The following is a 14,149-nucleotide window of genomic DNA, read 5'->3' as shown; positions in this document are numbered from 1 at the left end:
GGGGCCCGGCGCGGGGTCGGTGCGGCGGCGACCACGCCTCGATACCGTGGAGGCATGAGCGGTACGACGAACGAGCCGACCGAGCACCCCGAACCGGGCGGGTCCCCGGTACCGGCAGCCGATGCCTCGGGCACGAGGGATGCCGCCGGCACGAAGCCGCACCGGTCGCTCCCGCCCGTGCAGCGCTGGGTCTTCTGGCCGGCCGCGGGCGTCGTCGCCCTGTTCGTCGCGTTCGCGCTCATCGCGCCGAAGGCGGCCGAGGCGATGTTCGGCGCGATCCAGGCGGGCATCGTCAACACCTTCAACTGGTACTACGTGCTCATCGCCGCGTTCTTCGTGGCGTTCTGCCTGTTCGTGGGGTTCAGTCGGTTCGGCGACATCAAGCTCGGCCGCGACGAAGACGAGCCCGAGTTCTCACTGCTCTCGTGGTTCTCGCTGCTCTTCGCAGCAGGCATGGGCATCGGGCTCGTGTTCTACGGGGTGAGCGAGCCGCTCAGCCACTTCGTCTCCCCCCGCCCCGGCGTCGTCGGCACCCCCGAGTCGCTCGCGCAGCAGGCCCTCAGCCAGACCTACCTGCACTGGGGCGTGCAAGCCTGGTCGATCTACGTCGTCGTCGGGCTCGGTCTCGCCTACGCGATCCACCGCCGGCGCCGCCCGATCTCGATCAGGTGGACCCTCGAGCCGTTGCTCGGCAAGCGCGTCGAGGGCGGCTGGGGTCACACGATCGACGTCATCGCCCTCGTCGGCACCCTCTTCGGCGTCGCCACCTCGCTCGGCCTCGGCGTGCTGCAGATCAGTGCGGGCCTCGACTACGCGGGCATCCTCGAGCCGAGCGCGCTCAGCGAGGTGATCATCATCCTGATCATCTCGGTCTTCGTGCTGTGGTCGGTGCTCTCGGGGGTCACGAAGGGCATGAAGTGGCTCTCGACCGCGAACCTCGTGCTCGCCGGCATCCTCGTCGTCTACGTGCTCGCAGTGGGTCCGACCGAGTTCCTGCTGCGCGAGTTCGTGCAGTCCATCGGCAACTACATCCAGAACTTCATCGGCCTCTCCTTCAACGTGAGCGCCTTCCAGGGCACCGAGGGCGAGGAGTGGCAGGCCGCGTGGACGTCGTTCTACTGGGGTTGGTGGATCTCGTGGGCGCCGTTCGTCGGCATCTTCATCGCGCGGGTGTCGAAGGGGCGCACGGTGCGCCAGTTCGTCACGGGCGTCATCCTCGTGCCGACGCTCATCGGCATCCTCTGGTTCGCCGTGCTCGGCGGTTCGGCGCTCGCGATCGAGCTCGCCGATCCCGGCGCGCTCACCCAGCCCGACGGCAGCGTGAACGTCGAGGCCGCGCTCTTCGAGCTGCTCACCTACCTTCCCGGCACCCCGGTGCTGACGATCGGCGTGATCCTGCTGATCACGATCTTCTTCATCACCTCGGCCGACTCCGGCGCGCTCGTGATGGGCATGATCGCCACCGGCGGGCAACTGAACCCGAAGCGTTGGGTGCGCACCATCTTCACCGTGATCACGGCGCTGCTCGCGATCGCGCTGCTGCTCAGCGGCGGGCTGAAGGCCCTGCAGACCGCGGCGATCATCATCGCGCTGCCGTTCAGCATCGTGATGCTGCTGATCTGCTGGTCGACGATCATCGCCTTCACGAGGGAGCGGCGCGCGTACGCGAAGGCGGAGCGCGCGCAGTTCATCGACCACATCGGCGAGCACTACGGCCTCGAGGTCGAGGAGCCGCTGGAGCGCGGCCTCGTCGCGGGGCAGCCGAAGTGGGTGCGAGGGCTGCGCAAGCGGCTCCGACTGGGCACGGATGTCTCGCCGCCCCGCCGCGCATCGCCGGCGACCCTCGCGGAGGAGAACGCCCTGCCCGACTCGGTGCCGACCGCCGACGTCGACGCGATCGTCGACCACGACCCGCTGGCCGACACCGACGACCCAGATATCCCGGAGCACGGCGAAGACGAGCCCCGCGGCATCCCGCAATGATTCGCCGGTCGAGTAGCGAGCGCCAGCGAGCGTATCGAGACGTGACACGGAGGTCTCGATACGCTCCTTCGTCGCTACTCGACCGGCAGTAGCGTGGGTCGCATGGGCATCACCGGCACGTTCCGCGCGTCCAGGCGCATGCCGATCCTGCAGGTCGCGAAGGCCTCGGCCGCGACGATCGCGGCCTGGCTCATCGCCGGCTGGCTGATCCCGGGACCGCTGCCCGTCTTCGCCGCGATCGCGGCGCTGCTCGTGGTGCAGCCGAGCGTGAACCAGTCGTTCGGCAAGGCGATCGAGCGGTCGATCGGCGTGATCCTCGGGGTGCTCGTCGCCACGGCTGCGTCGCTCGTGTTCGGAGCCGACAGCTGGATCATCCTCGTCACGATCGTGATCGCGATGCTCGTCGCGTGGGCGCTGAAGATGACGCCGGGCACCTCGAACCAGGTCGCCATCAGCGCGATGCTCGTACTCGCCCTCGGCTCGTCGTCGCCCGAGTACGCCGTCGACCGCATCATCGAGACCCTCATCGGCGCGGCGATCGGCATCGTCGTCAACGCGCTCATCGTGCCGCCGGTGGCGGTCTCCCCCGCGCGACGCGACCTGTCACTGCTCGGCGGCGAGCTCGCGGCATCCCTCGACCGGCTCGCGAGCGCCCTCGAGAGCCCGCAGACGCCCGCAGACCTGCAGCGTCTCATGGTCGAGGCGCGACTCATGCGCCCGATGCGCGACGCGGCGGATGCCTCGATCGCCACGGGTGAGGAATCGCTGACGCTCAACCCGCGCCGCTCCGCTCACCGCACCGAGCTCGGCGACATGCGCACGTTGCTCGAGCGGCTGAGCCCGATCGTCACCCAGGTGATCGGCATGACCCGGGCGTTCTTCGACCACTACGACACGGCGCTCGCCGACGAACCCACCGTGCAGGCGATCGCCGAGCAGTTGCGCCGCGCCGCTCACGACGTGCGGCTCGCCGTGCACCTGGCCGACGTCGACCCCGAGCCGCTCACCTCGGCGATCCCGGCGCTGACGTCACCGCTCGTGATCACCCCGCCGAAGTCCGGCCACTGGATCCTCATCGGCTCGCTCATGGAGGACCTGCGCCGCATCCGCGACGAGCTCGTCGAGGAGTAGCCCGCTCAGCTCAGTCGGTCGCGAACCGCCGCGCCCCACTGGAATCCGCACTCGCGGCAGTCGAAGATGGGCGCTTCGTCGTGCGCGAGCGCACCCACGGCGTCGCCGGCCTCGACCTCGAAGTCGAGCGGTCCGTAGACGATCGCGCGCACCGCGAGGGAGTCGCAGCGCGGACACGGCTCATCGATCACCAGGTGGGGTGCTGAGTGCTGCATCTGCTTCGTCATGGCTGTCACGGTACGCCCGCCCTCCGACATCCGCTGCAGCGCCCGCGCGCGTCGCGCGACGACTGCGCATCCGCTCCTTTCGCGCGTGCCGGCCGGCCGAATCCCTAGACTGGGCGCGTGCTGACCGCCGTGCTCATCTTCGCGATCCTCCCCGCGTTCCTCATCTTGGGGCTCGGGCTGGTCGCGCGCGCGGTCGCCGCCCAGCGCCCGAAGCCGCGCGTGGTGCAGTACACCCCCGAGCGCGATTCGACGGTGCTGCGCGACGCGTTGCTCGTCGATGCCGATCGGCGCGCGGCATCCGCTGCGCTCGTCGACCTCGCCGTGAAGCGCAAGGTGCGCCTGCTCGCAGGCGAGGGCAAGCGCGAGCCCATCGGCGTCGAGCTCGTCGCGGGCGCGGTGCTCACGGCCGAGGAGACGGCGCTGCTCGAGGCGCTCTTCGGCCCCGAGCACACGAGCACGCGCGTGCGCCGATTCTCCGCAGATCGCCGTGCCCTCGCGGGGCGCCTGAAGAGCCTGCTGCTGAACACCGAGCACGCCCTCGCGCGCAACGGACTGGTGGCCGAACGCCGCGTCACGTGGCCCGGCGTCACCCTGACCGTCTTCGCCTACCTCGGCATGCTCGTCGAGGCGCTGTTCCTCGTCTTCACGATCGTGAGCGGCGAGTGGAGCGCGCTCATCGCGACGCTCGTCGCGATCGCCGCCACGATCGCGACGATCTTCGTGACCCCGTCGTCGTGGCGCAGGTTCCTGCCCGCCGCCGACGCCCGGCGCGAGCACCTCGCGGGCCTCAAGCAGTACATCGAGCTCGCCGAGGCCGACCGGCTGCGCATGCTGCAATCGCCGAGCGGCGCAGAGCTGCGAACGACGGTTGCCGCGGCGCCCGTCGATGCCGCAGCGCCCGAGCAGTCCGACCCGGTCACGCGCTTCCACCTGCACGAACGGCTGCTCCCCTACGCCGTGATCTTCGGGCTGGAACGCGAGTGGATCGCGAAGCTGAAGCTCGAGCACGCCGAGCTCGGCCAGACGAACCTCGCCACCCTCGGCGATCTCGTCGACGTCACTGCCGAGATCGCCATCGCGATCGACGCGGCCGGCAGCGTCGTCGAACTGACCTCCGCCGTCGGCGATCTCGCCGATGGCACGGGCAACGCCATCGGCGGCGTCTTCGAACTGTTCAACCTGTAGCCGCCATGACCAGCGAAGAGCAGCCCATCACCGTCGACGTCGACGACGTGCCCGTCTCGGCCGTGTACGCCCGCCCGCCGGCCGCGACGACCACGATCGTCGTCGCCCATGGTGCGGGTGCCGGCATGGAGCATCCGTTCATGACGGGCTTCACCCGCGCCCTGAACGACGACGGATTCGCGACCCTGCGCTTCAACTTCCCGTACCGCGAGGCCGGGCGGAAGTTCCCCGATCGACCGCCGGTCGCGGTCGCGACGTGGCGAGCGGTGATGGATGCCGCGGCCGAACGCGCCGCCGACGCGGGCCGCCCCGACGAGCCGATCTGGGCATCGGGCAAGTCGTTCGGCGGGCGCATGGCATCGATGGCCGTCGCCGAGGGCATGCCCGCTGCGGGCCTCGTCTTCCTCGGCTATCCGCTGCACGCCCCGGGCAAGCCCGAGAAGCCGCGAGACGAGCACCTGCCCGGCATCACCGTGCCGATGCTCTTCCTGCAGGGACGCAACGATCCGTTCGCGAAGCCCAACGAGCAGCTCGACGAGGTCGTCGCCCGGGTGGGCTCGAATGCCGTGATCGAGTGGATCGACGAGGCGAACCACACCTTCGAGGTGAAGGGCGCCAGGCGCCCGGCCGCCGAGATCGGGGCGGGGCTCGCCGCGCCCGTCGCCGCGTTCGTGCGCGGTCGCGTACCGACTGCCGAGTAGCGAGGTCGTGGCCGGCGCGGATCAGAAGGCGGCCGATGCCCACCAGACGATGATGAACAGGCCCATCGCGACGAAGGCCAGGCCCACGATCAGGAAGACGGTGGAGCCCGGGCCACGGGCTCCCGCGCGCGCCACGGTCGACTGACGCTCCGCCGTGATGGTCTCGGAGAGCCAGCGGCGCTTGACGATGAGCGCGGCGCCCGCGACGAGCGCGAGCACGGCCCAGGCGAGGGCGAAGGCCAGACCGAGTTCCACCATGCCAGCCTATCCGCGGCGACCGAAGCCGAGGAACGGAGCATGCCAGACGGGCCTGAACGCCCGCTCCGAACCGGAGCGACATGCAACAAACCTTTGATCTGAGGGTGTGCGTTCTGCTAGGAAAGGGAAGTCCTCACACCCCCCTACCGAACGGACACCCGAATGAATTCCCTCGATCTGCAGACCCAACCCGAAGCCCAGAGCGACTACGCAGCCGTCGGAGGTGCACCCGCAGTCACCGCCGTCGTCAACCGGTTCTACGAGCTGGTGCTCGGCGACGACCGACTGCTGAAGCACTTCGAGGGCATCGAGATGGTCCGACTCAAGCGACACCAGGTCGCGCTCGTCTCCCAGGTCATGGGCGGGCCGGTCGCCTACGAGGGACGCGACCTGCGTGCGGCCCACGCGAACATGGGCATCACGGCGGAGGAGTTCGGCGCCGTCGCCGAACACCTGATCGCCGCACTGACCGAGGCCGGTGTTCCGTCCGAGATCGTCGACCGCACCGTGACCGCCGTCGCCGCGACCCAACCCGACATCGTCGAGGTCAGCGCGACGCAAGAGTGACAGCGTGGACACCGCTGCGCTGAAGCACACCTGGTCGCTGGCCGAGTCGCTCGGCGACGAGGTGCCGCTCTTCTTCTACTCGCACCTCTTCTACACGCACCCCGAGCTCCGGGCGATGTTCCCGGTCGCGATGGCAACCCAACGCGACCGGCTCGTCGGCGCGCTCGGGCGCATCGTGTCCAACGTCGATCAACTCGACGAGGTGACGGCGTTCATCGGGCAGCTCGGCCGTGACCACCGCAGGTTCGAGGTCATCGCCGAGCACTACGACGCGGTCGGCCTCTCGCTCCTCACCACGCTGCAGCACTTCCTCGGCGACCTCTGGACCCCAGAGCTCGCCGAGGACTGGGCCGGTGCGTACGGCGTCATCGCGACCGCGATGGTGCAGGCCGCCGAGGAGTCGGAACTGAGCAGTCCGGCCTCCTGGGCGGGTCACGTCACCGCGGTCGAGCGCCGCAGCATGGACGTCGCGATCGTGCACGTGCGACCCGAGCCCGACCTCCCGTTCGAGCCCGGGCAGTCGTTCGCCGTCGAGACTCCGTACGCCCCGCGCCTGTGGCGCTACTTCAGCGCCGCCAATGCGCCGCGGCAGGACGGCACGATCGAGTTCCACGTGCAGCTGGTGCCAGGCGGGCAGGTGTCGGGCGCCGTGGTGCGGCGACTGAAGGCCGGTGACGTAGTGCGGATGGGCTCAGCGGTCGGGCAGGAGCTGACGCTCAGCGACGCCGACCGCGGTCGAGACCTCGTCATGGTCGCGGGCGGAACCGGCCTGGCCCCGCTCCGTGCGCATCTGGAACGCATCGACCTGCAGTGGCAGGCGACCGGAGACGCCCCGCGCGTGCACCTGTTCCACGGCGCTCGAGTTCCGTGGAACCTGTACGAGAACCGCCTGATGCAGAGCCTGACCGGTCGGCCGTGGTTCAGCTATACGCCCGTCGTGTCCGACGACCCGAGCTACCCAGGTCGCAAGGGGTTCGTGAGCGACGCGGTCGTCGAGGCCGACGTCTCCCCCGGCGCCCTCGCGATGGTCTGCGGTTCGCCCTCCATGGTGCGCCACACCGCCTCCCGGCTGCGCGAGCTCGGTGTGCCGTCACCCGACATCCGTTTCGAACTGTTCGCCACGCTCGATGAGGACGGCCTGCGTGACCCGCAGCCGTCACCACTCGTGGAAGAACCGATGGGAAGTGCCCGATGACCACTTGGGACGACGAAGCCGAACTCCCGATCCCTCTACCGCCGATGTCCGAAGGCGGCCTCGTCGCCGCCGTCTCGCGTCTGCCCGAGTCGGGTACCGTGAAATTCGCCTCACGCCCGCTCGGCGGGTACGACCGCTCCGAAGTGGACGCGTACGTGGCCGACCTCGCACGCACGATCGGCGAGGTCCGGGCGGCACTCACCGAGGACCGCCGCGAACTCGCCGAGCACCAGCGCGAACTCGCCGAACTCCGTGCCGAGAACACGAAGCTCCGCAGCACCGGCTCCGAAGACCTCGAGCGCGAGGTCACGCTGGGTGCCGTCGGTCTGCTCTCCCAGGCCCAGGTGATCGCCGACAAGGCGGTCGCCGACGCCGAGGAGTACGCGCGCGATCTCGTGCTCACCGCCCGCACGCAGTATCGCGAGGCGCAGGAGCGCACCGCCGCGACCGCAGCTGCCGCGCCGACCGAGCCGGCGACGACGACGGCGAGCATCCCGCTGCCGTCGATGCCCGAGATCGAGTACGTGCGCACCTACGCGCAGGTCGCCCAGATCCAGTTGCGCTCGGTGCTCGACGCCCTCACCGAGCAGGTCGATCGCCTCGGCACGCTGCCGCTGCCCGACGCGGCCGACGTGGCCGAGTCGGCGGTCCAGGCGCTGCCCGACGACGAGTTCCCCGACGAGGAACCGGATTGGATCCCGGCGGTGCCGCCGCAGCCGACGATCCAGCGGCAGACGTACGTCAGTCCCTGATCCGGCCGGACGGCCCGACGACCCGACGACCCGACGACCCGACGACCCGACGACCCGATCCTCGCTCTCTCGCTGCACGAGCGATGCGAGGCTCGCGGGTCGTCGGGCCACTGCCCGGAAGGTCAGCTCGGGTCGGCCCAGGTCCAGATGTCGTCGCCGCGGAGCGTGGCGTCGGCGCCGCCGTCGATGTAGATCGTCTGTCCGGTGACGTGCGAGTTCTCCTCGCTCGTGAGCCAGGCGAGCAGCTTCGCGATCACGAGCGCATCGGAGTGTCCGTTGAGCGGCATCGGCACGGCCGCGTCGACCATCGCCCGACCCTCTTCGGTTGCGAGGAGCGGCGCGGTCATCGGCGTGACCACGGTGCCGGGGGCGACCGCGTTCACGGGGATGCCGGCGCCGGCGTAGCGCGGCGCGATCGACTCGCGGCGAACCCAGCGGCTGAGCGCGCGCTTCGACGACGGGTAGTTGAGGTAGCCGGTCTCGGGCCCCTGCTCGGCGAGCGCCGCGCCGAGGTCGAGCGCCTTGGCCTCGTCGCCCGCGAGCAGTGCCTCGACGAGCGCGGTGGAGTTGGGCTGCAGGCTCGCCATCGAGCTCACCACGGCGATGCGCGGGGCATCCGCCTTCGCAAGCGTCGGGGCGAGCGCGTCGAGGAACTCGGTGACGCCGAAGAAGTTGACGGCCACGGTCAGCGGGATCGGCGCCGAGATGCCGGCCGCCGCGACGACGGCGTCGATCCGCCCGCCGGATGCCTCGACGACGGCTGCCGCGGCATCCGCTCGGCCCTCGCGTTTCGAGAGGTCCGCGGTGATATCGGCCCCCTTCAGGTCGACGCCGATGACGCGGTGGCCGCGCTCGGTGAGGAGCGCCGCGGCGGCCGCCCCGATGCCTGATCCTGCTCCGGTGATGACATACGTTCTGCTCATGTCATCGACGCTACGCCGGTCGGCGACGCTCCCGCTCGAAGAGCAGGTCGACCTGATTTCCAGCTGTGAATCAGGCACCGGACGCCGTGACCTCAGGCGCCGACGTACTCCCGGAGGTGCGTGCCCGTGAGCGTCGCCTCGTCGGTGGCGGCGGCCTCGACGAGGGCACGCGGGGTGCCCTCGAACACGATGCGCCCGCCATCGCGACCGGCCCCCGGGCCAAGGTCGATGATCCAGTCGGCGTGCGCCATGACGGCTTGATGGTGCTCGATCACGATGACCGAGTTGCCGTCGTCGACGAGCCGGTCGAGCAGGGCGAGCAGGCGGTCGACGTCGGCAAGATGCAGACCGGTCGTCGGCTCGTCGAGCACGTAGACCGAGCCCGACTTCGCCATGCTGATCGCGAGCTTCAGCCGCTGGCGCTCGCCGCCCGAGAGGGTGTTCAGCGCCTGGCCCAGGCCGAGGTAGCCGAGCCCCACATCGGAGAGACGCTGCAGGATCGCCCGGGCCGGCTTCTCGGTGAGGTACTCGAGCGCCGCGTCGACCGAGAGGGCGAGCACCTCGGCGATGTTCAGGCCATTGAGGCGGTACTCGAGCACCTCGGCCGTGAACCGCTTGCCGCCGCACTCCTCGCACACGCTCGAGACCGTCGACATCGGCCCGAGCTCGACGAACACGAGCCCGATGCCCTTGCAGTTGGGGCATGCGCCGGCGGAGTTCGCGCTGAAGAGCGCCGGCTTCACGCCGTTCTCCTTCGCGAACGCCTTGCGGATCGTGTCGAGCAGGCCCGTGTAGGTGGCCGGGTTGGAGCGGATCGAGCCGCGGATCGGCGACTGGTCGACGACGACCACCTGGTCGTGCTTCGGCACGTTGCCGTGGATGAGCGAGGACTTGCCCGAACCGGCGACGCCCGTGACGACGGTGAGCACGCCGAGCGGGACGTCGACGTCGACCCCCGTGAGGTTGTGCTGCGTCGCACCGCGGATCTCGAGCGCGCTCGATGCCGTGCGCACCTCGTCGCGCAGCTTCGCCCGGTGGTCGAGGTGCCGGCCGGTGAGCGTGTCGGAGGCGCGCAGCCCCGCGAGGTCGCCCTCGAAGCAGATCTGCCCGCCCCGCGAGCCGGCGCCCGGGCCGAGGTCGACGATGTGGTCGGCGATCTCGATGACCTCGGGCTTGTGCTCGACGACGAGCACGGTGTTGCCCTTGTCGCGCAGCTGCAACAGCAGCCGGTTCATGCGCTGGATGTCGTGCGGGTGCAGGCCGACCGTCGGCTCGTCGAACACGTAGGTGACATCGGTGAGCGACGACCCGATGTGCCGGATCATCTTGACGCGCTGCGCCTCACCACCCGAGAGCGTGCCCGAAGGCCGGTCGAGGCTGAGGTAGCCGAGACCGATGTCGACGAAGGAGTCGACGTTCTGCCGCAGGTTGCCGATGAGCGGCCCGACGCTCGGGTCGTCGATGTCGGCGAGCCAGCTCGCGAGGTCGGAGATCTGCATCGACGAGGCATCCGCGATGTTGATGCCCTTGATCTTCGACGAGAGGGCCTCTTGGTTGAGGCGCGCGCCGCCGCACTCGGGGCAGGCGGTGAAGGTCACCGCGCGGTCGACGAACGCGCGGATGTGCGGCTGCATGGCGTCGCGGTCTTTGGAGAGGAGGCTCTTCTGCAGCTTCGGCACGAGGCCCTCGTAGGTCATGTTGATGTTCTGCACCTTGACCTTCGTCGACTCCTTGTAGAGGAAGTCGTGCAGCTCGGCCTCGGTGTAGTCGCGGATCTTCTTGTCGGCGTCGAGGAACCCGCCTTCCGAGTAGATGCGCACCATCCACCCGTCGGCCGTGTAGCCGGGGATCGTGATGGCGCCCTCGGCGAGCGACTTGTCGCGGTCGAAGAGCTCGTCGAGGTCGAGGTCGTTGACCTCGCCGGTGCCCTCGCATCGCGGGCACATGCCCGCCGGCACGTTGAAGCTGAAGTGGAAGCTCGGGCCGACGTAGGGCTGCCCGAGGCGCGAGAACAGGATGCGGAGCAGCGCATAGGCGTCGGTCGCGGTGCCGACGGTCGATCGGGAGTTCGCGCCCATGCGCTCCTGGTCGACGATGATCGCGGCGGAGACGTTGCGCAGACTGTCGACCTCGGGTCGCGGCTGCGTGGTCATGAACGACTGGATGAACGTGGAGTACGTCTCGTTGATGAGTCGCTGCGACTCGGCCGCGATGGTGCCGAACACGAGGCTCGACTTGCCGGAGCCCGAGACCCCCGTGAAGACGCTGAGCCGCCGCTTCGGGATGTCGAGCGAGATGCCCTGCAGGTTGTTCTCGTGCGCCCCGCGCACCTCGATGACGTCGTGCGCGTCGGCGATGTGCCGCCCGGCGCTGCGCTCGTCGGTGCTGCGCTCGGTGACGGTCTGGTCGGTCGCGGTCATTCGGCTGCTCCCCTCGTCGCGGGCGCCCGCCCGCGACTCACGATTCTGACATGAGGCGGCGACATCCGGCAGGGCGGATGTCTCGCAGGTCGCCGCACCCGGCCGGGCGTACGCTGTGCGCATGCCCGAGACGCGCGGCCCCGCCCGAGGATGGGTGCTGCCCGCCGTGGCGGGCGTGGCATCCGTCGCCCTCGGCGTCGGCGTCGGCGAGCTCGTCGCGGCCGTCGTGGCACCCGCGTCGAGCCCGCTCGTGGTGGTCGGGTCCCTGCTCATCGATCTCGCACCGCCCTGGGCGAAGGACACCGCGATCGCGCTCTTCGGCACGGCCGACAAGGCCGCCCTGCTCGTGGGCATCGGGCTCGTGCTGCTCGCCGTCGCCGGCGCGGCCGGGGTGCTCGAGGCTCGGCGACCGCCGTGGGGCATGGTCGTGATCGGCGCCGTGGGCGTCGTCGGCGCGGTCGCGGCGGCGAGCCGGGCGAACGCCTCGATGCTCGCGATCGTGCCCTCGGCGGTGGCCGCGATCGCGGCGATGCTCGCGCTGACGTTCCTGTTCAAGAAACTCGCCCCCACACCCACCCCCGAACCCGCCCCAGACGCGCTGAGTCGCAGGAACACCGAGCCGACGCACGAGGTGGAGCCCGGCGCGTCGCAGGAATCATCCTTCGACTCGGCGACGCCGGCAGCCCCGGCAGACGTCGACCGCCGCCGCTTCCTCGGCTGGGCGGGCGGCGCCGTGGCACTCGGGGCGCTCGCCGCACTCGGCGGCTACGCACTGCAGGCGGGCGCCCGCGCGGTCACGGCCGTACGCGACGCGATCACCCTGCCGAAGGCGGCGTCGACCGCGAACGTGCCCGCCGGCGCCGAACTCGGCATCGACGGCCTCGCTCCGGTCGTCACACCGAATGCCGAGTTCTACCGCATCGACACCGCCCTCGCCGTGCCGGCGATCGACCCCGCCGACTGGAGCCTGCGCATCCACGGCCTCGTCGATCGCGAGGTCACGCTGACCTGGGACGAATTGCTCGCCCTCCCCCTCGAAGAGAGCATCACGACCCTCGCGTGCGTGTCGAACGAGGTCGGCGGCAACCTCATCGGCAACGCCGTGTGGCTCGGCTACCCGATCCGCGAACTGCTCGCCCGCGCGGGCCCTTCGACCGATGCCGACATGGTGCTCTCGCGGAGCATCGACGGATTCACGGCTTCGACGCCGCTCGAGGTGCTGGAGGACGACCGCAACGCGATCCTCGCGGTCGGCATGAACGGCGAACCGCTGCCCACCGAGCACGGCTTCCCCGTGCGGATGGTCGTGCCCGGCCTCTACGGTTACGTCTCGGCCACGAAGTGGGTCGTCGATCTCGAGGTGACCCGCTTCGACGCGGCATCCGCGTACTGGACCGATCGCGGCTGGAGCGAGCGCGGACCCATCAAGATCTCCTCGCGCATCGACGTGCCCCGCCAGGGGCAGTCGGTCTCCTCCGGCTCGGCAGTGCTCGCGGGTGTCGCGTGGCACCAGCACGTCGGCATCGCGGGCGTCGAGGTGCAGATCGACGACGGCGAGTGGCGCGCGGCCGAGCTCGCGACGGCGATCAACGATGACACGTGGGTGCAGTGGAAGTACGAATGGCCGGATGCCGCGGCGGGCTCGCACTCCGTTCGGGTGCGTGCCCTCGGCGCCGATGGAGACGTGCAGACCGCCGATCGGCAGGGCGTCGTGCCCGACGGCGCCACGGGCCTCGACGAGGTCACGGTCGAGGTGCGCTGACCCGCCGGCGCGTCCCTCCATCGGCGATCACGCCGACGGGACATCCTGTTGACGTACTGTGCGGGTCTATGTAGTGTGGCGCGCATGGTAGAGAGTCGCCCCGAGCAGTCGGGCAAGCTCGAGCAGGATCTGCGCAAGGGCGTGCTCGTGCTCGCGGTGCTCTCGCAACTGCGCGCGCCCCAGTACGGCTACTCGCTGCGCCAGGCGCTCGCCGAGCGCGGCATGCCGATCGAGGAGGGCACGCTCTATCCGCTGCTCCGTCGGCTCGAGGGGCAGGGCCTGCTCGCCTCCGAGTGGCGCATCGACGACGGGCCGCCTCGCCGCTACTACACGCTGAGCCCTGCCGGGGCCGAGAGCTACCGCGACCTGACCGCGGCGTGGGGGTCGCTGACCTCGGTCGTCGGTCGGCTGTTGAACGAGGAGAGCTGAGATGGATCCCGACGTCATCATCGAGAGCTACGTGAGCAACGTCGTCGGCCGACTCCCCCGGCGCCAACGTGCCGACGTCGGCTTCGAACTCCGGTCGCTGCTGCGCGAGGAGCTCGCCGGTCGCGCCGACGACGCCGGTCGGCCCGCCGACGAGGCCATGGCCATGGCGTTGCTCGGTGCGTTCGGACGACCGCAGGACGTCGCCGACCGCTACCGCCCGGCGGGCTTCACGATCATCCGGCCCGCGGACGCGCCCCAGTTCGCCTGGATCGCACTCGGCGGCGTCGCGCTGCAGTGGGCGATCACGCTGCCCGCGGCGTACCTCGACCCGAGCATCGCGATCTGGGCGGCCTCCGCCGGTGTCGCGGGCGCGTGGTGGGCGCCCCTGCCCGCCTGGTGGCTCACCTGGGGACTCGGGGCGTTCTGGTGGCCGGGCTTCCTCATCACGGTCACCATCATCGCGGCCGCGATCCGGCACCGTCGCGGTGAGCAGGAGTCTCCGGCAGGATCGGCCGCACCCATGGAATGGGCCGCCGAGCCCGCGCCGGCCGCGACGTCGGCTGCTGCACGACGGATCCCCCCGCAGGTGCTCGACCGCGACCGCGTCAACCGGCCG

14 protein-coding genes are annotated in these 14,149 nt (G+C 70.4%); 10 read left to right on the top strand and 4 right to left on the bottom strand.

Annotation, left to right across the window (positions count from 1 at the left end; all coding sequences use genetic code 11):
- The first annotated feature begins 54 nt into the window (after positions 1-54).
- Complete coding sequence (locus tag JOE59_RS00070; RefSeq protein ID WP_204458175.1) at positions 55-1,983, top strand: BCCT family transporter; 1,929 nt, start codon at positions 55-57, stop codon at positions 1,981-1,983.
- Positions 1,984-2,085: 102 nt separating this feature from the next.
- On the top strand, positions 2,086-3,114 hold the full coding sequence (locus JOE59_RS00065; RefSeq protein WP_204458173.1) for an FUSC family protein: 1,029 nt from the start codon (positions 2,086-2,088) through the stop codon (positions 3,112-3,114).
- 5 nt (positions 3,115-3,119) lie between these two features.
- On the opposite strand, the gene JOE59_RS00060 is transcribed toward JOE59_RS00065, so the two are convergent.
- Positions 3,120-3,341 (bottom strand): hypothetical protein, encoded by a 222-nt coding sequence (locus JOE59_RS00060; RefSeq protein WP_179551202.1) that lies wholly within the window; start codon positions 3,339-3,341, stop codon positions 3,120-3,122.
- 117 nt (positions 3,342-3,458) lie between these two features.
- On the opposite strand from JOE59_RS00060, the gene JOE59_RS00055 reads away from it, so the two are divergent.
- Together JOE59_RS00055 and JOE59_RS00050 are read left to right on the top strand one after the other, a co-directional pair.
- Entirely contained in the window at positions 3,459-4,526 is a 1,068-nt protein-coding gene (locus JOE59_RS00055; RefSeq protein WP_204458172.1) for a DUF2207 family protein, read from the top strand.
- Positions 4,527-4,531: 5 nt separating this feature from the next.
- Positions 4,532-5,227: an alpha/beta hydrolase family protein gene (locus JOE59_RS00050; RefSeq protein ID WP_204458169.1), complete on the top strand. Its 696-nt coding sequence runs from the start codon at positions 4,532-4,534 to the stop codon at positions 5,225-5,227.
- A gap of 21 nt (positions 5,228-5,248) precedes the next feature.
- Here JOE59_RS00050 and JOE59_RS00045 read toward each other — a convergent pair whose 3' ends face one another.
- Positions 5,249-5,482: a hypothetical protein gene (locus JOE59_RS00045; RefSeq protein ID WP_204458167.1), complete on the bottom strand. Its 234-nt coding sequence runs from the start codon at positions 5,480-5,482 to the stop codon at positions 5,249-5,251.
- A 165-nt stretch (positions 5,483-5,647) separates the two neighbouring features.
- Here JOE59_RS00045 and JOE59_RS00040 point away from each other — a divergent pair, with 165 nt between their 5' ends.
- From JOE59_RS00040 to JOE59_RS00030, 3 genes are read left to right on the top strand one after another with little or no spacing between them, the layout of a single operon-like run.
- The gene (locus JOE59_RS00040; RefSeq protein WP_074259820.1) at positions 5,648-6,052 is read left to right on the top strand and encodes a group I truncated hemoglobin; all 405 of its coding nucleotides are present in this window, start codon (positions 5,648-5,650) and stop codon (positions 6,050-6,052) included.
- Positions 6,053-6,056: 4 nt separating this feature from the next.
- Entirely contained in the window at positions 6,057-7,247 is a 1,191-nt protein-coding gene (locus JOE59_RS00035) for a globin domain-containing protein (RefSeq protein ID WP_074259819.1), read from the top strand.
- Positions 7,244-7,999: a DivIVA domain-containing protein gene (locus tag JOE59_RS00030; protein WP_204458165.1), complete on the top strand. Its 756-nt coding sequence runs from the start codon at positions 7,244-7,246 to the stop codon at positions 7,997-7,999. The genes JOE59_RS00035 and JOE59_RS00030 overlap by 4 nt, the downstream gene beginning before the upstream one ends.
- A gap of 122 nt (positions 8,000-8,121) precedes the next feature.
- Here JOE59_RS00030 and JOE59_RS00025 read toward each other — a convergent pair whose 3' ends face one another.
- Entirely contained in the window at positions 8,122-8,922 is an 801-nt protein-coding gene (locus tag JOE59_RS00025; RefSeq protein ID WP_204458163.1) for an SDR family oxidoreductase, read from the bottom strand.
- A 92-nt stretch (positions 8,923-9,014) separates the two neighbouring features.
- Positions 9,015-11,342, bottom strand: coding sequence for an ATP-binding cassette domain-containing protein (locus tag JOE59_RS00020; protein WP_204458160.1), 2,328 nt, complete (start codon positions 11,340-11,342; stop codon positions 9,015-9,017).
- A 121-nt stretch (positions 11,343-11,463) separates the two neighbouring features.
- Here JOE59_RS00020 and JOE59_RS00015 point away from each other — a divergent pair, with 121 nt between their 5' ends.
- From JOE59_RS00015 to JOE59_RS00005, 3 genes are all read left to right on the top strand, one after another.
- Positions 11,464-13,104 (top strand): molybdopterin-dependent oxidoreductase, encoded by a 1,641-nt coding sequence (locus tag JOE59_RS00015; RefSeq protein ID WP_204458158.1) that lies wholly within the window; start codon positions 11,464-11,466, stop codon positions 13,102-13,104.
- A gap of 84 nt (positions 13,105-13,188) precedes the next feature.
- Positions 13,189-13,533: a PadR family transcriptional regulator gene (locus JOE59_RS00010; RefSeq protein ID WP_204458156.1), complete on the top strand. Its 345-nt coding sequence runs from the start codon at positions 13,189-13,191 to the stop codon at positions 13,531-13,533.
- A gap of 1 nt (position 13,534) precedes the next feature.
- The coding region (locus JOE59_RS00005) for a hypothetical protein (RefSeq protein WP_204458154.1) at positions 13,535-14,149 on the top strand (615 nt) is incomplete at its 3' end.

Origin of the sequence: Agromyces cerinus (assembly GCF_016907835.1) — a bacterium.
Taxonomy (GTDB): domain Bacteria; phylum Actinomycetota; class Actinomycetes; order Actinomycetales; family Microbacteriaceae; genus Agromyces; species Agromyces nitratus.
This window is presented reverse-complemented; position numbering and strand designations above follow the sequence as displayed.